The following is a 24,622-nucleotide window of genomic DNA, read 5'->3' as shown; positions in this document are numbered from 1 at the left end:
AATTTCCAGCTATCATCTGTTAACATTAGTCTTGGCATTTGGGGTAATTGTTTTGATTTTTGGCGAAACCATTATAACAGCCCCATTTGCTGCTTGCTTTTTATACCAAAAAGATCAACACGCTCTAATTATGATAAACGGAATATTTATCAAGAAGGCGTAGCGCCAATTTACAATACCTGCAAATAACCCGCCAATAATTGGCCCTATTGCCAGACCAAGCCCATTGATGCCAAATAGGATACCAAGTGCTTTTCCTTGTTCATTCTCATCAAATAAATAGGAAATAATGGCACCAGAAACAGTATAGAGAATGGCACAACCAATACCTTGAATGAATCTAAACACTGTGATAGTGGTAAAATTTGTCGCAAGGCCAACAAATAATGATGCGGCTCCAAATAGAAGTAATCCCCACATCAATATTTTTTTACGTCCACGGCTGTCAGCTAATGTTCCTGCGGGAACCATAAAAGCCGAGAGAGCAATCATAAATACAGAAGTCACCCATTGTGTTTCTCTCAATGGGGTATTAAATTCACGCCCAATGGCAGGAATAATCGTATTCACCACAGTGAGATCTATACACCCAAGGAAACTTGCGATACATATTCCGATTAATCCAGTATATTTTCGAGTTATCGTTACAGATTCACTCATTCGCTAGTTCCTTTTGCTCTATCGATAGCTTCAGGTTGAACAAAATTAGGTATTATTATAGCTAATGAATCACCAGTGCAGAGTGCATGCAAATGATGACATTTTAAGGATTTTACATCAATTTTTACTACTTTATCCATATTATCTCCTCATGAATTCAGGGGTAATAATATCCATAAAGTACACTTTTAAATAAATAACAAATAATCATGGATTTATTATGTTTTATTCTTAAAATAACTAAATAAAAACAACTTCATTTAAAATTAATAGGTTGGTTGAATTCTATTTTTATATTAATGAATTATCAATACTGAAAGTATTTTGTTTTTTCTGTGTCGTAATTACTTTATAAGATAATTTCTCAATTAAATCTATTTATTTGAAATAAATAGATTTATAAAGGTATTGTTTAGTTACTTGCTGAAGTAAATAAAGTCGGGAATGTTCAATGCACGGTTGCTAGTCATTTATACTATGCGAATGTGGTTAATGGTAACTCGGTTGTGCGTATCGAACATTTATCCGGAATATCTGAATTCAGCATTACACATGATGGAAAACATATCTCATATGCAAGTGTGCAACGAAATGCTCAAATTCTGATGAAAGGTGAATTTTTTATTTATTTATAACCCGAGTGATGAATTAGTCGAAGCTATGAAGGAAAACATAAAGGCTAATTTTGGGCTTTAGAGAAAAAAGAAAACGATTGTTGTTTGATTTGGTATAAATATGGGACCGTGGTCCCATGTCATTTAAATGGAGAAATTCATTAATTTTCCATCAGGTAATTTGACTCCCAGAGTCATTTCGCCGCCCATCGCTTCAATGTATTTTTTCAGTGTGGAAATTTTCAATTCATTTCCTCGTTGTTCAATAGCTGCAACTGATGATTGGGCTATACCCAGGTTTTTTGCTACTTGAGTTTGTGAAAGTGCTAATGCTTCACGAATTTGGTATAGTTGCGTTTCAAGCAACATTTCGGCTGCTTTTTCTTCTATTTTGGCTTGACTTTCTGGGCTACGTTTTGCCATCAGTTCTTTTAAAGTAGCCATGTCATTTCTCCAAATTGTTTAGATGGATTCTGAATTGTTCGTCAGCAACCTTAATCATATCCCGATAGAATGACTTTTGGTTTTTCCCTGCTTTATTTCCTGCGCAAAAAACAACAGCCTGACGTTCTGGATCAAATGCAAAAAATGCCCGGATTGGCATTCCATTGTGTTGAATTCGCAGCTCTTTCATATTTTGATATTGAGAGCCATATAGTGTATCAACATATGGTCTTCCCAACATCGGGCCAACTTGTTCCAGTAATTTCATAGCTGCTAACACATCTTCTTGTAATTCATTAGGTTGTGTATCAAGCCATTGATCAAATAACTCAGTTGTTAATACTTCTCACACGTGCAATCTTCCATTTATTATAGACTACAATCTATAGATATGTATTGTAGTCTATATGTTATAAATTGAAAGTTGTTTTTACTTAGAAATATCCACGCCAAAATAGTTCTCGGAGATGCGGGCATAGGTGCCGTCATCTTTCATCTCTTGCAGGGCTTTATTGATAGCCTCTACCAATTCAGCATCTCCTTTGCGCACCAATACAGCCGATTTACTGGCATCTGCTTGCTGAGCGACGATTTTCACGGGGGCATTAGGGCGCTGTTTTTTGAAGTCGAGGAATGACAGGCGATCATTCAATGTGGCGTCAGCGCGTCCGGTAACGACCAGATCAATTGCTTGATTAAACCCATCCGTACTGACTAAATTAGCGCCGTAAGAAGTTGCCAATTGTCCGTAGTTACTGGTCAGGGATTGGGCTGAGCGTTTCCCTTTAATATCCGCGAAGGTTTTAATCGCATCGTTATTATTACGGGTGATCAACGCCACTTGAGAGGTTGTGTAAGGAATAGAAAAACTGTATTTCGCCGCGCGTTCCGGGGTTACGCCTACTTGGTTGATCACAGCATCAAAACGTTTTGCATCCAGCCCTGCGATTAATCCATCCCATTTTACTTCCATAAATACAGGTTTGACGTTCAGACGCTTAGCGATCTCCTGTGCAATATCCACATCAAAGCCGGTCAGTTTGTTACTGGTATCGTGATAGGTAAAAGGAGGGTAAGTCCCTTCCGTACCAATCTTAAAGACGCCGGAGGCTTTTATGGCGTCAAAATCCTTGCCGGCATAGCTTGGAGTAGAAATAGCCAGGGCAGTCGCGCCTGCGAGTAACAGACTTAAAAGTTTTTTCGCTATGTTTTTCCGCATAAATTGTGTTTCTCCGCATAAATAATGTTGCTGATATTAAACGTGACTGCTTGCTATATTTCCCAATCCGGTAAGGTTTCTGTCAGGGTTGAGATAAATTCGACAGTACGCACCTTATTGGGACGAGTGAAGATAGTTTTTGCCGGGCCGGATTCAATAATCTCACCGGATTCCAGAAAGACGACATCATGGGCAAGATTAGCCGCCAATCGTAAATCATGCGTTGCCATTAACATGGTTGTGCCTTCTTCGGCCAAATGTTTCAAAACCGAAACCACTTCTTTGGATAATTCAGGATCAAGGGCTGAAGTCGGTTCATCACATAACAGTACCTTGGGTGATGGTGCCATTGCTCTGGCGATGGCCACGCGTTGTTGCTGACCGCCCGATAGTGTGCTTGGCCAAACATCGGTTTTGTGGGACATATCGACTTTTTTCAGCAATTCCATAGCGCGCGCCCTGGCGCGTTCACGTGGCCATTTCTGTACCCAAATCAGCCCTTCCATAATGTTTTCAATCACTGTCAGATGCGGGAAAAGCTGGAAGTTCTGGAATACCATGCCCGTTTGCAGGCTAAAGCGCTGGATTTCACGATGTGGCAGCCGCTCCTTATCATTAAACGTAATTTTTTCTTTGCCAAGCTCCAGCTTGCCCGCCTGCGGGATTTCCAACAAATTAATGCAACGCAGCAAAGTACTTTTACCACTGCCGGAAGGACCAATCAGTGCTGTCAGACTGCCTTCCTTAATTGTCAGGCTGATGTTTTTCAGCACTTTTTGCCCGTCGAAACTTTTTTCAATGTTGGTGAGCTGAATCATCTTTGACTTCCTTATTGCTATTTTGCTGGGCGAATTTCTTTTCCAACCGGACTTGCAGCGCGGATAACACCGAACTCAAAAGGAGATAGAGAATGGCGGCTTCGGTATACAAAATTAGCGGTTGATAAGTCACAGCAGCAATGCGTTGTGCCGCAAGGAACATCTCTGGCACGGTAATGACGGAAGCCAGCGAAGTATCTTTTACCAGCGAAATAAAGGTATTGGATAAGGGAGGAATAGAAACCCGTGCGGCTTGTGGCAGAACAATCCGACGCAGTGATTGCCACCAACTCATGCCGATAGAGTGAGAGGCTTCCCATTGCCCTTTGGGAACAGAAATCAATGCAGCGCGGATCACTTCGGAAGTATAAGCACCAACATTCAGGGTAAAACCGATAACGGCGGAGGTGAACGCTTCTAAAGTAATGCCCACGCTGGGCAGGGCGTAGAAAATCAAAAATAGTTGCACCAACAACGGAGTGCCGCGAATCAGCCAGACATAAAACCGCACTACTGCAACCATAGGCTTAGGGCCATATAGCCTGATTAAAGCAACGATAAACCCCAATGAGATCCCAAGTGCAAATGTAATTAGAGTGAGGGGAATGGTGAATGTCAGGCCAGCGTAAAGCATCGGCCACAGGGAATCCAGCGCTAAACTGAGCCATGATGGGATCATAGAACCTTCCTAATCGATTGATATCAAGAATATGTTTATTTTTTATTGGGTTGTTTTAATGATGATATGGCAAGAAAAGGTGAACGCTATATACAAGAAAGTTATAGCTTAGAACTTTAGGTAGATTTGGTTATATTGATAAATGTGGTAAGAAATAGAATTATAATAAATAACTTTATTTATTATCTTTTAATTACCTCTTAATAATTTTCATTATAGAAATAAATTGATAAATCAACGTGAGTTATAATAGTATGTCTAATTGTTAATTTAGAACATTTTATCGGAGTAATCTTAAGTTTATTATAAATGGTTAGTAAAATCATTAAATTAGAGATGACAGAGAAGATATAATGATAGGACTAATCTGATAAACTCATTGGCATATAAAATCTATGAATAAAAAATATTGCCTTCTATTTTAATTTAATATTTACTTCCTAAACTCCTTTCTTTTAAAGAAACCATGATGTGATCATCTGAGCTTTCTTACTTAAATGTCAACATCTATAAAGACTGCTTATTAATCCATGGGATAATATCAGTTATTGTGCTGTATTAGATTAATTTTTGGGTTTTGAAAATTATAAATAATATCTATTTAATTTATTTATATAATCAATAAATCTGTAAATGAATGGAGGATTTTTAATCTTTATTTATAACGACTCCTATCCGTAGAAAACAATCTCCTTGAAATAAGTATATCTTTTTTATTTTGTTTGGATGATTTTCTTGGTAAATGAATTTATGTTTTTATATTGTGGTGAGAAAATGAAAATTTTGTTTTTTAAAATAACTATCTTGGTAGTATTAATTAATAATATGTCAGTGGCTTTGGCGAATTTAAATAGTGATAATTCAATAACATTTGAAGATACAAATATTTCTTCGTCAGATTCAAAAATATACACTCTTGAACCAATAGGGTCTTCAAATATTTGCTTTACAAATGAACCTGGGGGTTGTGAGACTCTCAATTCTTTAGCTCTCGGGACATCAACTATAGGGCTTTTTGCCTCTAATAGTGTCGCGTTGGGTCGTTCAGTGATTGAAAAAAATACTAATCACAGTATTGCTATGGGGAAATCATTTGTTGGAAGGAATTCTCATCACAGCATTGCTATGGGCGAATCTCATATTTCTTATAATGCAGCATTTAGTGTTGCTCTGGCAAAAGGTAGAGTGACTAAAAAACAAGGTATTGCAATAGGTCTTGATTCTAAATCTGAACATGAGAATGCGGCTGCTATAGGAGCATATGCCAAAACAGACAGAGAAAATAGTGTCTCATTTGGTGATGAGAATGACCCAGATAAAAATAAACAGCTAACAAATATTGCGAATGGTACTAAAGATCAGGATGCGGCCACTTATGGCCAGCTGAAGAATCTGGAAACTTCAACTCAATTGGCAATGAAATCAATAAAAGCAGCGGCTACAAGTTCAGTGATAAATGCTAAAGCGTCGGAATTGGCGGCAGCACAGTCAGCGACAGATGCCAAGGCCTCGCAACGGGCGGCAGTGCAATCTGCGACAGATGCGAAAGCGTCGGAATTGGCGGCAACACAGTCAGCGACAGATGCCAAAGCCTCGCAACAGGCGGCAGCGCAGTCAGCTCAAGAAGCTAAGGCAGCAAAGCAGGAGGCAGTGACATCCGCGCAATCAGCGAAGATATCTGCAACAGTAGCAGACAATTCAGCAACAACCGCAGAAAAAAATGCAAATATAGCTGAAAATGCAGCAGATAGAGCTGAAAAAACCGCAACAGAGATGGATAAAAAAATTAACTTATCTGCGCAAAAAGCAAGCAAAGAGTCAGTTAAAGACGTAAAAGAAAAAACGGAACAATTAGACAAAAAAGTAGAAGAGAAGACAAAGCAGGTAGAAAAGAAAATCGATAATAAAGCCAATGAATTGTATAAATACGCTAAGAATTTAGACGCAAAATCTGAAGGTTACTATATTAACTCTGAAAAACGCTTTAACGCATTGGAAGCTGAAATTCGTCAAAGTGTTCATCAATTAGATATTAAAATTAATCGGGTAGAGAAACGCGCTAATGCCGGTATTGCCAGTGTTGCCGCAATGACCAATATTCCTTTCAGTAATTCCAATCGTTTTAGTATTGGTGTTGGATTGGGGCAATATCATGATGGGAGTGCGATTGCAGTTGGTGTTCAGGCTAAACTAACTGAAAATGTAAATATTAAGGCTTCTACAAGCTGGAATAATGCTGAAGGTGCGGTAATGGGGGCAGGGGTTGCAGTTGGTTGGTAATATACATGTAAGATAACCACTGAGCAGGCGCCGATGGCGCCTGATTTTTTTGCCTGATTAAAAGCGATATTGAACGCCGGCCGAAATAGTATAGCTAGTATTGCTCATACCTCCGACATTGTTATAGGTAACGATGTTGTCCGGCAAGCCCCATATAGGGTGTACTGAATTCTTGTTTGTAAGTGATTACGGGTTTGTTCTCAAATTCAGAGGATTTATTTTGATAAATTGCTCGTCCTCCTTTTGCGACCCAACTGAATTTAGTTTGTTGATAACCAAGAACACCACCGAGCTTGTAATTTGGCTGTTTCAGTATCCAACCTTTTAAATTAATATCAAATTCGCTGGCACTGTTCAGTTTGGTGTTTTCGTGATGCGAGTAGTGAGTCCATTTAGATTGATTGGGGTTTGTCCAATCATAATCATCCATTTTTCCGCTGTTGGATGGTGATGCGAACCAGCCGCGTGTGTTCAGGGTTAAATATGGCAGAGCGTCCCAGGATAGCTCACCTTTAATAATTGCAGTATGCTTAATTTTCCAATTCAATTCACTGTTCCTAAAATATTACTTTATTATCACAGTTTGTTGGTATGTTCCATTCTAATGAATAAAAGAATAGAGAGGGTTTCACTGTTTTATTTGTTTATAATATTGTAATTATTTTTTATATTTGTATAACTGATGGTTTGTTTTTAAATTCAGTAATAACAGATATGTCGGTTTTTGTGGTGTTATTGATAGGTTTTATGAACAAGCGAGAAAACAGCAAGATTGTGCTTTCAGATTATAATCTAAGAGCCTGCTCTGTAAGGCTCTTTTTCTAATTATTCAGCATTTTCTTCAGAGAAATATCTATCCCAAATTTTCTGATAAGTCCCGTCTGCTTTTATCTCGGCAATTGCGTTATCCACTGCTGTTTTTAATTCAGTATCATTTTTGCGAAGCAGTACGGCAGTTTTCGCCGCCTGGGTGTCAGCGGCAACAATTTTCACCGGCGCATCAGGACGATGTTTTTTGTAATCGAGATAAGACAGTTTATCGTTGATGGTGGCATCTGCGCGACCTGTGCTCACCAGTTCAATTTCCTGACTAAAACCGTTGGCACTGATAATGTCTGCACCATAATGTCTGGCGATCTGGGCAAAGTTATTGGTCAGGGTATGTGCCGATTTTTTTCCCTTTAAATCGCTGAACGTCTTAATGTCATTATTGTTTGTCCGGGTGATCAATACGGCTTCTGAAATCACATAAGGCTGGGAGAAGCTGTACTTTTTCTTACGTTCCGGCGTAATGGCGATTTGGTTCATCACTGCATCGGAACGTTCGGCATCAAGGCTACCAATCAGGCCATCCCATTTACCCTCAATAAATTCGGGTTTCACCTTCATACGCAGTGCGATTTCACGACCGATTTCCACATCAAATCCGGTCAGTTTTCCAGAAGCGTCATGATAACTGAATGGAGAATAAGCACCTTCCGTCCCAATTCTGAATATCCCCGTAGATTGAATATGTTCAAGAGTGGATTTTGCATAGGCAAGATGGGTAAAACCGAACTGGACAATGCCAACCAATAAGATATTGAGTAAGATTTTCATTCTATTTCTCCGAGAGAAAATATTTATTTTTAATAACTGTTTTCACTATAATGGAAATATAAAAGTCCTTATATATAAAATAATATTATATCATAGTGGTTTAGTGACATATAATTTCTGTTTAATACCTACAGTAAATGAGGTTTATTATTCTTTGTTGATTTTAATTAAATGGAAGTATGTCACAAATATTTCTGAAGAAATTGCCATAGCCTATAGCCTATAGCCTGATATATTTTTACTTTTTTATTCTTTCACATGGATCCCATGGGATATACCGATTACTCCATTATGTTAAACCCGATTTTTAATATAGTACATATAGGTGCCAAGTGTTAAGTACATTATTCAGAAAGGGTATGGTTCACTCTCTGCCTGTCTGTATCTCCTTCTTTCTTATTTTTGCGTCGATTGGCGCACTTTATCAAAGTCACGACGTTCCATTATTGGAAACATTAGTTGGGTCATTATTGATATATGCCGCACCGCTGCAGGTGGCTGCGGTAGGCTATCTGGCTGATGGTGCATTGTTTTCCGTGATCATTTTGGCCTTGTTGGTCAATTTTCGTTTTTTCCTGATGGCAATGGTGATGACGCAATATTTTCAGGGTATACCAAAACGAAATATTTTACTGTCGATGCTGGGATTTAGTGCCAGTACGTATACGGTGGCACATTCACATATCTCTGCGGAAAATATTGCGGACGGGAAATCTCAGTTTCATTTTTATCTGGGAGTTTCCATTCCTTGTTTTGTGATTACATTTTGTGCCACTTTATTGGGATATATTTCAGCAGAACATTTGAATTATGAGTCTCTTTCTCTGTTTTTAGTGATGTTGCTTCCTATTCATTTTGCGTCTTTAACTGCCAAACGCTCGGGCAAAGATATGTCTGTGCTGGCAACGATTATGGGTGGAGCATGTGCTCCGCTATTGAATGAAATTGATATCAAGTTAATGGACTTAGCGATCCCGATTTTGTGCGGGGTTGTGATTGCATTCATTGAGCGGAATATGAGAAAGGATGAAACATCATGATGCTGTTGATCATAGTCATGGGGTTAATAAGTTTTGTGTTAAGGGTGGCTCCTTTTCTGGTAAATAATAACCGAGCGTTTAAAGGGAAGAGTTTACTGATTACCTCACTGGATTATGCTATCTGTTTTATTTTGGGAACCATTATTTTCAATATCTCCTTTAATAATTTATCCCTGAGTGAATTAATTGAGCAATTTAATATTAAATATGTATTTGCGTTGATAACGCTTGTTCTGGCTTATTTTATCAGCAAATATACACATTCAATTTTAAAGAGTCTGGGATTTTCATTGGGCTTTTTTATGTTAGTGCAGTGGTTGTTGGGTTAAAAAGTGTATCCTTTTCCGTCGCGCTGAAATTCGGAATCCATTGGGTATATACGGGATGAAAAAACCACTGCAATTTTATTTGCAGTGGTTTGCATGAATAAACTTCAATCAGAATAAATTACAGTGCAGCGATAGTTTCTTTCTGCGCCAGTAATTTTTCTTTCGCGGCGTTGTTAGTTGCCAGCCGCTCACGCTCTTTTGCAACAACAGCTTCTGGCGCACGGCTGACAAAGCCTTCGTTAGCCAGTTTGCCTTCAATGCTGCTGATCTCTTTATCCAGCTTCTCGATTTCTTTATCCAGACGCGCCAATTCTGCCTCTTTATCTACCAAGCCAGCCATCGGGATCAGCACTTCAGCCCCGTTGATCAGTTTGGTGACAGAAACAGGGGCTTCTTCACCTGCTGCCAAGACGGTAACAGCAGAAAGACGGCCCATTGCCTGAATGAAGTTGAGGTTTTCAGTGACGCGGCGTTGTGCATCGTCATTGGCATCACGCAGCAGAACTTCCAGCGGTTTACTTGGCGCGATGTTCATTTCTGCACGAATGTTGCGTACTGCAATAATTGCCTCTTTGATCCATTCCAGATCGTTTAGTGCCAGTTCATCTACTTTCTCCGGATCGAATTCAGGGAAAGATTGCAGCATGATGGTATCCGCATCAATGCCTTTGACGACTTTCACGCGCTGCCAGATAGTTTCGGTGATGAATGGAATGATGGGGTGTGCCAGACGCAGCAAACCTTCCAAAACTTCAACCAAAGTATGGCGGGCCGCGCGGACTTCCGCTTCCGAACCTTTATTGATAGCGGGTTTGGACAATTCCAGATACCAGTCACAGAATTGGTTCCACGTGAATTCGTAAAGAATGTTCGCGGCGATGTCGAAACGGTAAGTATCCAGCGCTTCACGATAGGTTTTAACGGTCTGGTTGAACTCTGCCAGAATCCAGCGATCTGCCAGTGACAACGACATTTCGCCTCCGTTTTGGCCGCAGTCCTGTCCTTCGGTGTTCATCAGCACGAAACGGCGGGCGTTCCACAGTTTGTTACAGAAGTTGCGATAACCTTGCAGGCGCTTCATGTCCCAGTTGATGTCACGACCGGTAGATGCCAGCGCTGCCAGTGTGAAACGCAGGGCGTCAGTACCGTGGGCTTCAATACCTTCAGGGAACTGCTTTTCAGTGCGCTTGCAGATTTTCTCAGCTAGTTGTGGCTGCATCATATTGCCGGTACGTTTTTCCAGCAGATTTTCCAGTGAGATACCGTCAATCATATCCAGCGGGTCGATAACGTTCCCTTTGGATTTCGACATTTTCTGACCTTCGTCATCGCGGATCAGTCCTGTCATGTAGACTGTTTTGAATGGTACTTGTGGCTTGCCGTTTTCATCTTTGATGAAATGCATGGTCATCATGATCATGCGGGCTATCCAGAAGAAGATAATATCGAAGCCACTGACCAGCACATTGGTCGGATGGAAGGTTTTCAGGGCTTCAGTCTGCTCAGGCCAGCCGAGCGTGGAGAATGTCCACAGACCGGAGGAGAACCAGGTATCCAGCACATCTTCGTCCTGAGTCAGAACGATGTCTGAACCAAGGTTGTTTTCACAGCGGACTTCTTCTTCATCGCGGCCGACATAGACATTGCCTTGCGCGTCATACCAAGCCGGAATACGGTGGCCCCACCACAATTGGCGGGAGATACACCAATCCTGAATATCACGCATCCAAGAGTAATACATGTTTTCGTACTGCTTTGGTACAAACTGGATATCACCGTTTTCAACCGCTTCGATCGCTACTTTTGCCAGTGGTGCGGTGCGGACGTACCACTGGTCGGTCAGCATCGGTTCGATAACCACGCCGCCACGGTCGCCGTAAGGTACGGTCAGGTCATGTGGTTTGATCTCAACCAGCAGACCTTGTTTTTCGAATTCTGCCACAATCGCTTTACGGGCAGCGAAACGCTCCATACCACGGTATTCAGCAGGAATTTCAGTGGAGTAGAAGTCAGAAACTTCACCGTTGGTGTCGAAGACTTCTGCCGCTTCACGAATATCGCCATCAAAGCTCAGAATATTGATCATTGGCAGGCTGTGGCGTTTACCGACTTCATAGTCATTGAAATCGTGGGCCGGGGTGATTTTCACACAGCCGGTGCCTTTTTCCATGTCTGCGTGCTCATCGCCCAGAATAGGAATGCGTCGGTTTACCAGAGGCAGCAAGATCTCTTTGCCAATCAGATCCTTGTAGCGTGGATCTTCCGGGTTAACGGCAACACCGGTATCACCCAGCATGGTTTCCGGGCGTGTTGTGGCAACAATCAGGTAATCCTTACCTTCAGCGGTTGTCGCGCCGTCAGCCAGCGGGTAGCGCAGATGCCACATGGAACCTTTAACTTCACGGTTTTCAACTTCCAGATCAGAAATTGCAGTGCGCAGTTTAGGATCCCAGTTTACAAGGCGTTTGCCACGGTAAATCAGATCTTCTTGATACAGGCGAACGAAAGCCTCTTTTACAGCTTTGGACAGGCCTTCATCCATGGTGAAGCGTTCACGCTCCCAATCCACGGAGTTACCCAGACGGCGCATCTGGTTGGAGATATTACCACCCGATTCCGCTTTCCACTGCCATATCTTGTCGATAAAGGCTTCACGCCCATAATCGTGACGGGTTTTGCCTTCTTCTGCTGCGATCTTGCGCTCAACAACCATTTGTGTCGCAATACCCGCGTGGTCAGTCCCTGATTGCCACAGGGTATTTTTACCCTGCATGCGCTGGTAACGCACCATGGTATCCATGATAGTCTGCTGGAATGCGTGCCCCATGTGCAGGTTGCCGGTGACGTTTGGCGGTGGAATGACGATGCAGAAACTTTCACGGCTGCTATCACCATTAGGCTTGAAATAACCGCTTTTTTCCCAGTGGTTATAAAGAGGTTGCTCTATCTCTGTCGGGTTGTACGTTTTATCGAGAGATGGCTCAGATTGCGTTTGGTTTGCGGGTGTCTTTTCCATTGTGTCTTGATATTTAATAGGTTGGCGGGGTTGCCATGGTCAAATTAAAGCCGACGCTACGATAGGATTTATATCGTTCGCGCGCTAACTGTTTCAGATTTTCATCAATAGGAACGAAGTCTATCACTTCATGGAAAGCTGTGGCAAAGTCTGCAAAGTGAGGGAGCAGTGTCACCAGCACATCGCGGGGAGCATTGCTTCTTTTTTGTGGCCAGCACAATTCTACAGGAGCGCCGTAACGAGGGCCTTCTCCGGCAAGATTGTGCGGTACAAATTGATTCGGCTCCCGTTGCCATAATGCTTCGTCCAGTTTTTCGGCCTGTTGCTGGCTCTCACAAGCAATCAGAACCCGTTTCCCTGCACGCCATTGGTCAGCGGCAAGCTGACATGCCAGCCATTCATGCGGTTGTAAATCGTCAGAAAACGATGATTGTTCCGGTAACCGCTTTTCCGGTGGTAGCTTTTCTAACAAATAGAAGGTGGCGTTTTTCATAGTTTCTTGGTTACAAGATTACGGGAAACCGTGACGGAAAAGGGTACTGCGTCTGCAATACCCTTAATTCCGTTTATTCCCTGAATACCTTTGATGCCACATTTTTATCGAATATCTTGAAATTATCGAAAAATATGTGGAGCAGGAACATTAATCATCAGAATTCAAACCTGAACGATTTAACAGGAATTGTGACAGGAGTGCAACCGGACGACCTGTTGCACCTTTTGCCTTACCTGAACGCCATGCTGTACCGGCAACATCCAGATGCGCCCAGTTGTATTTGGTCGCAAAGCGGGCCAGGAAAGCACCTGCGGTAATGGCACCGCCTGAACGTCCGCACGAGTTCACCATATCCGCAAAATTGGATTCCAACTGTTCGGTATATTCATCACCGAGCGGCAGGCGCCATGCACGATCCCCTGCTTGTTCTGATGCATTCAGCAGTTCGTGTGCCAGTGGGTTATGGTTAGACATCAAACCCGTGTAGTGACCACCCAGTGCAATGACACAAGCACCTGTCAGGGTTGCGACATCAATAACCAATTCCGGCTCAAAACGCTCAACATAAGTCAGCGCGTCACACAGTACCAAGCGGCCTTCCGCATCCGTATTTGTCACTTCAACGGTCTGACCGGACATGGTGGTTAAAATATCGCCCGGACGATAAGCCCGTCCACCCGGCATATTTTCGCAGCCAGCCAGAACACCGATGACATTGATTGGCAGTTGCAGTTCGGCAACAACGCGCATAACGCCGTAAACCGAAGCCGCGCCGCACATATCATATTTCATCTCATCCATGCCTTCGGATGGCTTGATAGAGATACCGCCGGAGTCGAAAGTCAGCCCCTTGCCCACCAGTACGATAGGTTTTGCATTGGTATCTTTGCTGCCTTTATACTCCATGACTGCCATCAGGGATTCATTCTGTGAACCTTGACCCACTGCCAGATAAGAGTTCATTCCCAGCTCTTTCATCTGTTCTTCGCCAATGACCTTGGTTGCCAGATTCTCGGCATTGTCAGCAAGCTGGCGTGCCTGTGATGCTAAATAGGCGGCATTACAGATATTGGGTGGCATGTTGGCCAGATCTTTTGTCGCCTTAATACCGGAAGCAATGGCAAGGCCGTGCTGAATCGCTCGTTCGCCGCTAGTCAATTCACGGCGTGTCGGCACATTGAATACCATTTTACGCAGCGGGCGACGCAGCTCATTTTTGCTGCTCTTGAGTTGATCGAAAACATACAGTGACTCTTTGGCTGTTTCGACTGCCTGACGGACTTTCCAGTAATTGTTGCGCCCTTTCACATGCAGTTCAGTCAAGAAGCAAACTGCTTCCATTGAACCTGTTTCATTGAGGGTACTGATGGTTTTCTGGATAATTTGTTTGTATTGACGTTCATCCAGTTCACGCTCTTTTCCGCAACCGACCAGTAAAATACGTTCAGACAGCACATTAGGAACATGATGCAGCAACAAGGTTTGACCGACCTTGCCTTCAAGTTCACCACGGCGCAATAAGGCACTGATATAGCCGTTACTTATTTTGTCAAGCTGCTCTGCGATAGGGGAAAGACGGCGGGGTTCAAATACGCCGACAATAATACAGGCACTGCGCTGTTTTTCCGGACTACCGCTCTTTACACTAAATTCCATGCGTTCTCCTGAATCTTAAAGACAAAGGCGGATACAATAGCTAAAATATCACGTTCCGCATTAATTCATCCCAAAGAAAGTTAACTGTTATGTTAAGCTAAGCATATTATTTTTTGGTACTTAGTTGACAATAAGTGTGTTCTAATTGGGAACCAATATATGGAATGCTTTGGTATCATTTTAGCGATGGGAAAGCCAAACTGACGCATATAAATGGTAGATATACGACGAAGTTAGCGACTTTCCTGCAAAAAGACAAGTTTTCACAGGCGTAATAAGCGTGATCATCATTAGATATCTAGTACGGGAAACCCTGAAAAGCCAAATCGCAATACTTTTCATCCTATTACTGATCTTTTTCAGCCAGAAATTAGTTGAGGTATTGGGTGCGGCGGTGGAAGGTAGTATTCCCGCAAATTTGGTTATATCGTTGTTAGGTTTAGGTGTGCCCGAAATGGCACAGCTTATTTTACCTCTGAGTTTATTTCTCGGGGTGTTAATGACGTTCAGCAAACTCTATACCGAAAGTGAAATCACCGTCATGCATGCCTGCGGATTGAGCAAAGGTGTGTTGGTGAAATCCGCTCTTATCCTTGCTCTACTCACATCAATGCTGGCGGCTGCCAACGTTATCTGGTTCACCCCGCTGTCTTCTAAATATCGAGCGCAGGTATTGGCGGATGCAAAAGCCAATCCAAGTCTTGCGGCGATCATGGAAGGGCAGTTCAAACCTTCCCGCGATGGCAATATGGTGCTCTATATTGGCAACGTGAAAGGCAGCACTTTTGAGAATGTATTCCTTGCCCAGCTTCGGCCGTCGAATGATCAACGTCCTTCGGTTGTGTTTGCGGATGGTGGGCATATGGAAGAGCTTCCGAACGGCAATCAGGTTGCAGTACTCCATAAGGGTACGCGTTACGAGGGTACGGCATTAATGCGCGATTTCCGCATCACCGAATTTATCAACTATCAGGCGGTGATTGGTCATCAGAGGGCAGATATCGATAACAACAAAGTCGAGCAAAAATCGCTTGAACAGCTTTGGCATGATACTGACAATGACTCCCGTGCAGAATTTCACTGGCGCCTGACATTGATTTTGTCTGTGCTGGTTATGGCATTGATGGTTGTTCCGTTAAGTGCCGTGAATCCGCGTCAGGGGCGTATACTCAGTATGTTGCCAGCGATGTTGCTCTATCTGATTTTCTTCCTGCTACAAAGCTCCCTGCGTTCCAATGGCAGTAAAGGCAAACTCGATCCTATGCTCTGGATGTGGCTGGTTAACGGCACATATCTGGCCTTGGCTGTTGTGCTGAATCTGTGGGATACCGTACCCATGCGCAAACTGCGTTCACGCTTTAAGAATCAAGGGGCGTCATAATGTTTGGGGTATTGGATAGATACATCGGCCGGACAATTATTCAAACCATCCTGATGACTTTGTTCATGTTGGTATCACTTTCCGGCATTATCAAATTTGTCGATCAGCTGCGCAAAGTCGGGCAGGGTGAATATACCGCTTTTTCCGCAGGTATTTATACCCTGCTGAGTGTTCCCAAAGATATCCAGATCTTCTTCCCGATGGCAGCCTTGCTTGGTGCATTACTGGGTTTGGGGGCACTGGCTACACGCAGCGAGCTGGTAGTGATGCAGGCTTCCGGCTTTACCCGCCTGCAAGTAGCAGGTTCTGTCATGAAAACGGCGATCCCGCTGGTTTTGCTGACGATGGTTATTGGTGAATGGGTTGCTCCGCAAGGGGAACAGCTCGCCCGTAATTATCGATCCCAAAAAATGTATGGCGGTTCTCTGATGTCCACGACCAAAGGTTTATGGGCAAAAGACGGACAGGATTTTGTCTATATTCAGAGCGTGGCTAAAGATAATTCTCTGAACGGTGTTAACATCTACCACGTTGATGAAAATAGAAAACTGTTGTTCGTGAAATATGCTGCCTCAGCGGTATATGACAAAGATAATCAGCAATGGAAGTTATCTCAGGTTGAAGAGTCTGATTTAATGCAAAATGGCCAGATTACGGGTTCACAACGTATTTCTGCGGATTGGAAAAGTCGGTTGACACCAGAAAAGCTGGGCGTGGTTTCCCTTGATCCTGAAGCACTCTCTATTCGTGGCCTGCATGAATACATTACATATCTGAAACAGGGTCAACAGGATGCCGGGCGTTACCAGCTCAATATGTGGAAGAAAGTCTTTGCACCATTATCGGTTGCGGTGATGATGCTGATGGCACTCTCCTTCATTTTTGGTCCGCTGCGTAGTGTTCCAATGGGATACAGAGTAATTGTGGGTATCAGTACGGGCTTCTTTTTCTACGTCCTGAATGAAATATTCGGCCCACTCAGCTTAGTTTATAGCATGCCACCGATATTGGGGGCGTTGCTGCCAAGTTTGTTGTTTTTTTGCCTGAGTGTTTACTTACTTCTGCATAAAAAACAATAAATAACTGAAATTTATATTTCGCCCCTTATTTTTAATAAATAGTGGGGCGATTTTTTTTGGATTTTTTTATCTTTATTCCGTAATGTAATACAGGAACTCACTCACTTCCAGAACTTGGTACGTTTGCTTTTTTTATTTAAATAGAAGGGGAATAACAATGAGGGAATTAAAATATTATCCAGAGGATTTTTATACCTTTGAAGATAAATATCGAGGTATCAAACGACTGAATATCTGTGGGCATAGTAGTTATTACAAAGATGGTTTTATGCTGTGCCTTTGGATACTGATATTCCTCATGAATCCGTTTGGTACTATCATGGAATGAAGATTACTGATGAAAGACAAATCCCCTGAAAATAATGTTATGAATAATCATAGTATTATATTATCAATGCTCTGATTTTAATTTAGTGTTGTTCTTGGATTCACATATTAATTTAACCCAGCGCCTCTGAATCTGCTACTCTTTAACGATAAGCATTCTATTACTCTGCATAATAAATAATTTTACTTTACATCTTTATTAAATCAGTTATTTGTATAGAAGCTGTTTTTGCTTTTTAAATAAAATCATTAACTGTCATGGTTTTGATGGAACATCAACTAAAAATCATGATTTTTCTGAAGCTATCATATTGCAACAAGGCTGAGCTTCACACCAAGCAAAGCTTAGCCTATCTTTTTAGCGTCAAAAGTATATTACGCTAAACTTGGTTATGATTACGTGCTAACGCCGCAACTAATTCATTAACTCCACTTGTCACACGACTGAATTTACTTTGTTCTTTGCGCGTCATTACCACAAATACACCGATATTCTTCTCAGGGATCATCGCCATATAGGTATTGAACCCGCCGCCGCCGCCAGTTTTCTGGTAAATACCGGGAATCTCGTCTTTGGCATCCATATATACCCAACCAAGCCCGATACCATCCGCCGGACCTGCAACATCCATTCCTTTAATCGACTTTAGATCAGCACGCTTGAAGTAAATACCCTGTTCACGACTGGCAGTCTGCTTTCTCAACTGACTCTGAGAAGATAAAAATTGCTGCATCCAGCGTTGCATATCTGAGGGGGTGGAATAAATACCGCCACTGCCTGCTGCTGCAATAGTATTGACGCAAGGGCTGGGTTTAATTCCAGCCATCAAACGGGCACATTGGGATTGCGTGGGCATCAGTGTTGTATCTTTCATGCGATAAGGCCGGGTGATCTCCTCTTGCAGAAGGCGGACATAAGATTTTCCGGTAGCTTTGGAAAGAGCGTCAGCCAATAAATCATAAGCCAGATTGGAATACGACGCTGTTGTGCCGGGTACGGCATCTAATCCTGCGGTTTTCAGCCAAGTCCAACGGTTTGATTGAGTAGGCCAGATAAACACCGGTCGTCCCCACTTTCCGCCAGGTTGTTCCCGTGGCAACCCGCTGGTATGGCTTGCCAGATGGTACAGCCGGATTGGTTGTCCTGATCCATAATCTGGAATATGAACACCGTAATTCGCATACTTCTGCAACGGATCAGTAATTCTGATACGTTTTTTCTGTGCCAGTTTGATCATAACCTCAGTAGTCATCAATTTGGTAATTGAAGCAATGCGAATCACAGAATCCTGACGCGGCTTAATACCACTCCCTGGATAAGTTTCCCCAAAACTGCGATGTACAACCTGATTATTATCGATCACTACCATAGCCATCCCCGAAGGCCGGCCTTCATCGAAAATGGATTGTGAATATTGATCAACCAGAGTAGTAGCTATTTTTTTGATAGTGTCATTACCCTCAAAAACTTCCCATTTTGCAGATTGCGCATTGGATTGCTGAAACTTGTTCTGGTGTGCATTGCCAGAATCAGCACAAGCCGAAATAGCCCATATTAGGGTGGAAACTGCACACAGTTTATATAGCCGTTTTTTCATTTTTGGATTAACCAATCAGGAAGCATTCAAGTAGGGAACAAAGCCGTTATTTTTTTTTCTTAAGCAGCGCCATAATGGCCCCGATAACGACACCTAACAGAATGCCTGTAAAGATCCAACTGATAATACTCATGATAATTTCCCTCATAGCAGTGAATAATTTTGAATTATATAAGGAGTTTATAGGTTGTCTATTAGCAGAAGAGAATTGTGGAGAGGGAATTTGTGTGACATGACGTTAGGATGGTAGTGTTTTGAACTCTCCTGATGAAAAAATGCCTAAAGCGATTCTTTTTTCGACACTTGAACAAGATTGAAAGGATAAGTGTTGCGAATGCTCTTCTGACAGGTATAATGGCCCCCGTTCTCCGAACCCTTCAGTGCCGAAGTGGCGAAATCGGTAGACGCAGTTGATTCAAAATCAACCGCCTTCGGGTGTGCCGGTTCGAGTCCGGCCTTCGGCACCATATAAATTAAGACGCTAATAAAAAGAAGCGTCTTTTTTTATATCTGAAATTCACGTTTTTCAAAGCATTTCATAAAATTTTAGTCATCAGAACTATCATGAAATCACCTACATTAAGATTTTTGTAAGTATAGATACTATGCTCCCATATTGATAATACGAGTTGGTGCTATTGTTACTGGAGGATGTCATGAGACTTTCGGATTTAGGAAATAGAATTTGCGTTATAGGACCTTCGAATAGCGGTAAATCTACGCTTGCGAATGCGATCTCAAGGAAATGTAATCTGAAAGCGATTCATCTGGATCAGCTCTTTCATTTACCGAATACTAACTGGCAGGAACGTTCCGTAGATGAATTCGTTTTATTGCACGACATGGCAATAAAAGAGGAGAGTTGGGTTATAGATGGGAACTATAGTAAATGCCTGTCGCAACGCCTATCCAGAGCAACAGGAGTAATCTTATTAGATGTTTCAACACCATCAAGTCTGCTACGTTATGTAAACTCTTTCAACGCAACCGCTATGGTGGTCTGGCGGGCAATAGGGACAGCATTAAATGGAAAATGATTCATCATATCTCTGTTGTCACACCAACAAGCAGGAAACGTTATGCTGCGTTGTTTGAACAATTGACCATACCCAAGATCAAACTGACTTCTATTAAAGAGATTAAGGAACAATCTGATAAATGGGGGCTTATTAGGTAGTTTTTTCCGCCATTCACATTATTCCATTACATACAGATAATAAATGAGAATATGGTCAATAAAGCCTTTCGTGTAATGGATGATGATTTTCCGATCAATCTATTTACATTGTGTTTGACTTGGTAATCATTCTATTTTTATAGAAATCAAAAGTAGAATTTAGTTTGCCTATAAAGTGTTGCTTTGATATATCATAAATTAATGTCATATTCGCCTATTATGATTATAAAAACCCTGCTATTTGTTGAATATTCTTGTAATTTACTCAATGATATGGCAGGTTTTTTATTGCATAAAATCCATCGGTCAATTTTCATTACAGGTAGCAGGTACAGCAAACTATCCGGATTTTTCCCGTTTCAGTATCTGATTTAAGCAAATATTTGATAGTTTTTTTACTCTGTATGATTGGCTAGAGAATCTAAATCTGAAATTTTTTTTAGCAGATTTAAGTAATCAGGCTTATGCTCAAGGAGCCAATGTAATATTTTAGGATTATTTAGTAACTTTGTAATGTGGGATTTTATAATAACTAATTTAAGTGTGTTTGCACCATAGTGTTCTTCATGTTTTTTAGTTTCTGTTTGAACTAGTGCCATCTCTTTTTCTAGTCTTATAAGATTTCTTTGTATGTCTGATTTCTCTTTTTTTATATTAGAATTTTTCAGTAGTGCATCGGGAGTAGCATGGAGTAAAGATGACGCAAATTTCACTGAGAAGTTATCAATACTTATCATTATATTTGCTGATTCAATTTGTCTTAATGGTTGCATTTTCTTTAAGACATCTAAGCTTGCTATTGGTATATGTTTATCCGACAATAGTGAAGTTACTTCAGGAGTTATTCCTTTTGTTATCCGAAAACGACTTTTAAGTGCTTCCTGTGATATATTTAATGCTATGCTTAATTTTTCTATAGAAACCCCTGAACTTATGGCCTTTTGCAGCATTTTTTGTTCTTCTATTACGGTTAAATGATTTACATGCTTATTGGGTGTATAAGAATCGTTGATAGTTGATACAATACAACTGGCTTTTTCTATTCCTAAATCTTTCATTACTTCAACTCGTAGGTGTCCATCTAAAATTTTTATACTTTTTCCATCATTATCGAAATAAATAATAATGGGTTCTATTAAACCAATTTCGTTTATGGATGATTTTATTTGATTGTATTTTATGCTAATCTTTACGTTTTCAGGTAAAGATTTACTGGCTGTCATTTTATCTATAGATATATCAATAAGATTGTCATTAAAACATACTTTAATCATGGATTAATCCTTATGAGGTTGAGCCGTATCAATAATTATTGAAGGAATGCTGGTTAAATTTTCAGTGGTCAATATTTCATTGAACGATGGTTCTAAAAGTAATTCACTAAGAATTTGTTTGGCTAATATTAAATTCTCCATGACGTATTCAGATTTAGTCTGGAGTAATCTGTGTTCTTCAACATTTTTTTGGTATATAGATCGCAGTTCTTCGGTGCTGATCTTTTGGCTATTTTGGTGGTATAAATAGTCATGGCTTGCACTACCTTTATTTCCTGAACTCCTTATTTCTAAAATTTTCTTTATTGTTGATACATTTTTGTTAGTTATCAATCCATTATTATATGCATCTATGAGTAAGTTTTGATTGTGTTTGTCATCAGATCTTGCGAACCTAACAGCCAGAGAAAGAGGTATTTGGCCTCGCTCGACAGCTGATAATAATTTTTGCTCCCCTTTCTCTAATAATAGAATAACACTTCTAACCCAACTTGAAGAATAACCAATAATAGATGCAATTTCATTATCACATATTCCGTTATTTTTCATATCTCTAATTCTTTCGTATAACTCGGTGGCTCTTGGTTTTCTCCTGGCTACATTCTCGCTAAGACTCATGATGTAACCATCTTCCTCGTTAACATCTTTAATTATAGCTGGAACATGTGTGTTATTTAGATTATATATGGCTTCCATTCTTCCTTGTCCACATATCAAAGAGTATTTATATTTTTTATCTTTAATTCTCCTTACTATTATAGGCTTTCGTAGCCCACTGATATCAATGTTATCCTGAATTTCTTTATGTATAAATTTATTGCGTTGTCTTGGATTGGAAATTTTTATTAAGGAAATGTCTATCATTTCGATATGATTATCGTTTTGGTTTTTTATCTCTTTCATATATACTCCATTACTTCTCGTCTAGTTAATATTTCAAAGAAAATATTTAAATTGTCATATCTATAAAGCTCAAGGAATATTGGATTTTTCTCTTTTATAACAAACTCTTCATAAATAATGTCTAATTTTGGGAGTATGTAATAATCAACGGGGTTCTGATTTTTACTATCCATTCTTATTACAATCGTTATTTCCGAATCTAATATGTTTTCAAATCTCACTTTCCATTTTAATTTCCCTGTTTTTGTTTTTATGCAACGTGAAGTTACTAATGAAATTGAAAGCTCGTCGTTGATATTTAATAATGAATTTTCTTGTTTATTGATAAGGCAATTTTTTGACTTTATCGATTCTATAAAATCATCTATTATGTTTTTTAATTTTTCTCTTAAAATAGCATTTTCTTGGATAAATGAGTAATCGTGTTCAGGTTTATATCCAATTAAAGTATAGGCTCTTATTAGACCTCCAAACCGGGACTTGAATACAGAACTTGAAGGGCTAGTCTCATCTTCATCTATTATAAAACCACTTAATCTTCCTTTTTCTGCTAGTTTTTTTCTGAGATAATTCAGTAGATCTTCATTTGTTAAATGTTTACTCCTGTTTTGAATTATTTGTTGAGCCAGAAAGAATTTTTCTTTAGATATTATAGCTTCAAATGCATTATCGCATCTTATCCACTCATTTCTTGGGTTTTTAATGAGTTTTTGTTTAAGCTTAAAAGAAGTTTTATTATAAATGTTATTACCTATATATTTTTCGTTTGTCAGTATCTGATGGACTTTTCCTCTGGTCCATACACTATTATTTTCGGCAGGTATTCCTCTTTTATTTAGCTGTACTGCGATAAGATACTCTGGAATATTTTGTAAAATGAATTGATCATAAATATAAATTACAATCTCTATTTCATTTTTGGGACCAGGAGTTAATATAACTCTGTCTGTTTGGATGCTTTTTCTCTGCCCATATTCAAGGATTAGTTTGGGTTCGTGTCTTTCATTTATTAATTGCCTTCTCAACCCATATCCAGCCATTCCTCCTTGATGATAGCCTCGTTTTATAAGATTGGCCTGACCAGTAAAAACTTTTTCTGATAAGTTTTTACTGTAAGATGCAGCTCCATATCTGAGAATAGGCAAAGCCAATATGTTTATTTCAGGATGATCATCGGACAAGGATTCCGCACAATAAATTATCTTAACATTATGTGTTTTTAAAATGTAACTATAATGAGCCGCTTCATCAGGATCAGGAAAGCGTCCAAAACGGCTTACATCATAAACTAATATTGCAGTCAGCTCGATATTATGGTTGGTGACATCTGCAATTAGTCTTTTGAAAGCATTACGGCCAGATAGTGTTACTCCACTCTTTCCTGAGTCATCATAGGTACGGATAATGACCATATTGTGCTGTTCAGCATATCGTTGAATATAAGCCGATTGGTTTTCGATAGAATATTTTTGGTGCTCAGTTGACATTCGAAGATATTGAGCAACTTTAACCGTTTTATTGTTTACGTCATTCATTCACTATCATATCCCGCTATGAGCAGAAGTCATTTTGATTGAAATATAGACTAATTCAATATTTTTTGTGGAATTTGAAAGTTTTTCTGACTGTCGATGATAGTTAGAAATGATAGGAGTAGCGGCTAGTCAGCACAAATTTGTTAATAAGTTTGTTTTAATTATTTTTATCGATATTTAAATTGAGTAGAAAATATAAATTATTTTTTAATGAAATATTATCAAATAGAGTTATTTTATAGTAAGTTAATTGTCGTATATTTGCTATTAAGATTGTCGTGTTTTTGCTACGTTTATCAAACACATTTTAGGAGTAAATAACTATGACTATCAAGGCTTTTATTCAATCGCGATTGAAACGCTCTAAGAGATAAATAAGATTTCAAAATAGTAGATCACTTGAAGGGAACTCAGTCCGATTTTCGCGATCTGATTAATCGCCAAATCAAAACAAATCCCAAAATGGACTGAGTCATGCCAATCATAACATCAATACCC

Annotated in this window: 22 protein-coding genes, 1 tRNA gene and 1 pseudogene; 8 read left to right on the top strand and 16 right to left on the bottom strand. The window is 40.3% G+C overall.

What is annotated here, in order from left to right; translation table 11 throughout:
- Positions 1-114: 114 nt before the first annotated feature.
- The 7 genes and pseudogenes from AACQ81_RS14160 to AACQ81_RS14130 all read right to left on the bottom strand — a co-directional run bounded on the left by AACQ81_RS14160 (position 115) and on the right by AACQ81_RS14130 (position 4,431).
- The gene (locus AACQ81_RS14160) at positions 115-660 is read right to left on the bottom strand and encodes an MFS transporter (RefSeq protein WP_237387696.1); all 546 of its coding nucleotides are present in this window, start codon (positions 658-660) and stop codon (positions 115-117) included.
- Positions 657-800, bottom strand: a complete 144-nt coding sequence (locus AACQ81_RS14155) for a hypothetical protein (protein ID WP_237387695.1) — start codon at positions 798-800, stop codon at positions 657-659. Before AACQ81_RS14155 ends, AACQ81_RS14160 begins: the two co-directional genes overlap by 4 nt.
- Positions 801-1,418: 618 nt before the next feature.
- Positions 1,419-1,718 (bottom strand): helix-turn-helix domain-containing protein, encoded by a 300-nt coding sequence (locus AACQ81_RS14150; protein ID WP_010848973.1) that lies wholly within the window; start codon positions 1,716-1,718, stop codon positions 1,419-1,421.
- Between the two features lies 1 nt (position 1,719).
- Positions 1,720-2,025, bottom strand: a pseudogene (locus AACQ81_RS14145) (type II toxin-antitoxin system RelE/ParE family toxin); the annotation flags it as partial.
- A gap of 123 nt (positions 2,026-2,148) precedes the next feature.
- Positions 2,149-2,937, bottom strand: coding sequence for an amino acid ABC transporter substrate-binding protein (locus tag AACQ81_RS14140; protein ID WP_237387694.1), 789 nt, complete (start codon positions 2,935-2,937; stop codon positions 2,149-2,151).
- A 53-nt stretch (positions 2,938-2,990) separates the two neighbouring features.
- Positions 2,991-3,755 carry an amino acid ABC transporter ATP-binding protein gene (locus AACQ81_RS14135; RefSeq protein ID WP_237387693.1) on the bottom strand — a complete coding sequence of 255 codons (765 nt, stop codon included), beginning with the start codon at positions 3,753-3,755 and terminating at the stop codon, positions 2,991-2,993.
- Positions 3,733-4,431: an amino acid ABC transporter permease gene (locus tag AACQ81_RS14130; RefSeq protein ID WP_237387697.1), complete on the bottom strand. Its 699-nt coding sequence runs from the start codon at positions 4,429-4,431 to the stop codon at positions 3,733-3,735. Before AACQ81_RS14130 ends, AACQ81_RS14135 begins: the two co-directional genes overlap by 23 nt.
- Positions 4,432-5,169: 738 nt before the next feature.
- Between AACQ81_RS14130 and AACQ81_RS14125 the strand changes: the two genes are divergently transcribed.
- Positions 5,170-6,714, top strand: a complete 1,545-nt coding sequence (locus AACQ81_RS14125) for a YadA-like family protein (RefSeq protein ID WP_237387692.1) — start codon at positions 5,170-5,172, stop codon at positions 6,712-6,714.
- A gap of 121 nt (positions 6,715-6,835) precedes the next feature.
- Here the strand turns inward: AACQ81_RS14125 and AACQ81_RS14120 are convergent, their stop codons facing one another.
- Together AACQ81_RS14120 and AACQ81_RS14115 are read right to left on the bottom strand one after the other, a co-directional pair.
- Complete coding sequence (locus AACQ81_RS14120; RefSeq protein WP_237387691.1) at positions 6,836-7,261, bottom strand: omptin family outer membrane protease; 426 nt, start codon at positions 7,259-7,261, stop codon at positions 6,836-6,838.
- A gap of 278 nt (positions 7,262-7,539) precedes the next feature.
- Positions 7,540-8,313, bottom strand: coding sequence for an amino acid ABC transporter substrate-binding protein (locus tag AACQ81_RS14115; protein ID WP_237387690.1), 774 nt, complete (start codon positions 8,311-8,313; stop codon positions 7,540-7,542).
- 332 nt (positions 8,314-8,645) lie between these two features.
- On the opposite strand from AACQ81_RS14115, the gene AACQ81_RS14110 reads away from it, so the two are divergent.
- A complete protein-coding gene (locus AACQ81_RS14110; protein WP_237387689.1) occupies positions 8,646-9,353 on the top strand; it encodes an AzlC family ABC transporter permease in 708 nt (235 codons plus the stop codon).
- The gene (locus tag AACQ81_RS14105) at positions 9,350-9,682 is read left to right on the top strand and encodes an AzlD domain-containing protein (RefSeq protein ID WP_237387688.1); all 333 of its coding nucleotides are present in this window, start codon (positions 9,350-9,352) and stop codon (positions 9,680-9,682) included. The genes AACQ81_RS14110 and AACQ81_RS14105 overlap by 4 nt, the downstream gene beginning before the upstream one ends.
- Positions 9,683-9,800: 118 nt before the next feature.
- Here the strand turns inward: AACQ81_RS14105 and AACQ81_RS14100 are convergent, their stop codons facing one another.
- The 3 genes from AACQ81_RS14100 to pepA form a co-directional block, all read right to left on the bottom strand.
- Positions 9,801-12,698 (bottom strand): valine--tRNA ligase, encoded by a 2,898-nt coding sequence (locus AACQ81_RS14100; RefSeq protein ID WP_237387687.1) that lies wholly within the window; start codon positions 12,696-12,698, stop codon positions 9,801-9,803.
- Positions 12,699-12,711: 13 nt separating this feature from the next.
- Positions 12,712-13,191, bottom strand: a complete 480-nt coding sequence (locus tag AACQ81_RS14095) for a DNA polymerase III subunit chi (protein WP_237387686.1) — start codon at positions 13,189-13,191, stop codon at positions 12,712-12,714.
- A gap of 150 nt (positions 13,192-13,341) precedes the next feature.
- Positions 13,342-14,850 carry a leucyl aminopeptidase gene (gene pepA, locus AACQ81_RS14090; protein ID WP_237387685.1) on the bottom strand — a complete coding sequence of 503 codons (1,509 nt, stop codon included), beginning with the start codon at positions 14,848-14,850 and terminating at the stop codon, positions 13,342-13,344.
- A 280-nt stretch (positions 14,851-15,130) separates the two neighbouring features.
- Here pepA and lptF point away from each other — a divergent pair, with 280 nt between their 5' ends.
- The 3 genes from lptF to AACQ81_RS14075 all read left to right on the top strand — a co-directional run bounded on the left by lptF (position 15,131) and on the right by AACQ81_RS14075 (position 17,638).
- Positions 15,131-16,231 (top strand): LPS export ABC transporter permease LptF, encoded by a 1,101-nt coding sequence (gene lptF / locus AACQ81_RS14085; RefSeq protein WP_237387684.1) that lies wholly within the window; start codon positions 15,131-15,133, stop codon positions 16,229-16,231.
- Positions 16,231-17,310 (top strand): LPS export ABC transporter permease LptG, encoded by a 1,080-nt coding sequence (lptG, locus tag AACQ81_RS14080; RefSeq protein ID WP_237387683.1) that lies wholly within the window; start codon positions 16,231-16,233, stop codon positions 17,308-17,310. The genes lptF and lptG overlap by 1 nt, the downstream gene beginning before the upstream one ends.
- A gap of 157 nt (positions 17,311-17,467) precedes the next feature.
- Positions 17,468-17,638, top strand: a complete 171-nt coding sequence (locus tag AACQ81_RS14075; protein WP_237387682.1) for a hypothetical protein — start codon at positions 17,468-17,470, stop codon at positions 17,636-17,638.
- A gap of 379 nt (positions 17,639-18,017) precedes the next feature.
- Here AACQ81_RS14075 and ampH read toward each other — a convergent pair whose 3' ends face one another.
- Positions 18,018-19,235 (bottom strand): D-alanyl-D-alanine-carboxypeptidase/endopeptidase AmpH, encoded by a 1,218-nt coding sequence (ampH, locus tag AACQ81_RS14070; RefSeq protein WP_237387681.1) that lies wholly within the window; start codon positions 19,233-19,235, stop codon positions 18,018-18,020.
- 382 nt (positions 19,236-19,617) lie between these two features.
- Here ampH and AACQ81_RS14065 point away from each other — a divergent pair.
- Both AACQ81_RS14065 and AACQ81_RS14060 read left to right on the top strand, forming a co-directional pair.
- A tRNA-Leu gene (locus tag AACQ81_RS14065) sits at positions 19,618-19,702 on the top strand.
- A 189-nt stretch (positions 19,703-19,891) separates the two neighbouring features.
- Positions 19,892-20,272: a GTPase gene (locus tag AACQ81_RS14060; RefSeq protein WP_237387680.1), complete on the top strand. Its 381-nt coding sequence runs from the start codon at positions 19,892-19,894 to the stop codon at positions 20,270-20,272.
- Between the two features lie 535 nt (positions 20,273-20,807).
- Here AACQ81_RS14060 and AACQ81_RS14055 read toward each other — a convergent pair.
- From AACQ81_RS14055 to AACQ81_RS14045, 3 genes are read right to left on the bottom strand one after another with little or no spacing between them, the layout of a single operon-like run.
- On the bottom strand, positions 20,808-21,686 hold the full coding sequence (locus AACQ81_RS14055; RefSeq protein ID WP_237387679.1) for a plasmid partitioning protein RepB C-terminal domain-containing protein: 879 nt from the start codon (positions 21,684-21,686) through the stop codon (positions 20,808-20,810).
- A 3-nt stretch (positions 21,687-21,689) separates the two neighbouring features.
- Positions 21,690-22,589 carry a ParB/RepB/Spo0J family partition protein gene (locus AACQ81_RS14050; protein ID WP_237387678.1) on the bottom strand — a complete coding sequence of 300 codons (900 nt, stop codon included), beginning with the start codon at positions 22,587-22,589 and terminating at the stop codon, positions 21,690-21,692.
- A complete protein-coding gene (locus AACQ81_RS14045) occupies positions 22,586-24,124 on the bottom strand; it encodes a recombinase family protein (protein WP_237387677.1) in 1,539 nt (512 codons plus the stop codon). Before AACQ81_RS14045 ends, AACQ81_RS14050 begins: the two co-directional genes overlap by 4 nt.
- Positions 24,125-24,622: the final 498 nt, after the last annotated feature.

The sequence above is a fragment of the Xenorhabdus sp. Sc-CR9 genome (genome assembly GCF_963897815.1).
Classification (GTDB): domain Bacteria; phylum Pseudomonadota; class Gammaproteobacteria; order Enterobacterales; family Enterobacteriaceae; genus Xenorhabdus.
Note: the sequence above shows the minus strand (reverse complement) of the source record. Positions and strands in the feature narration are given on the sequence as shown.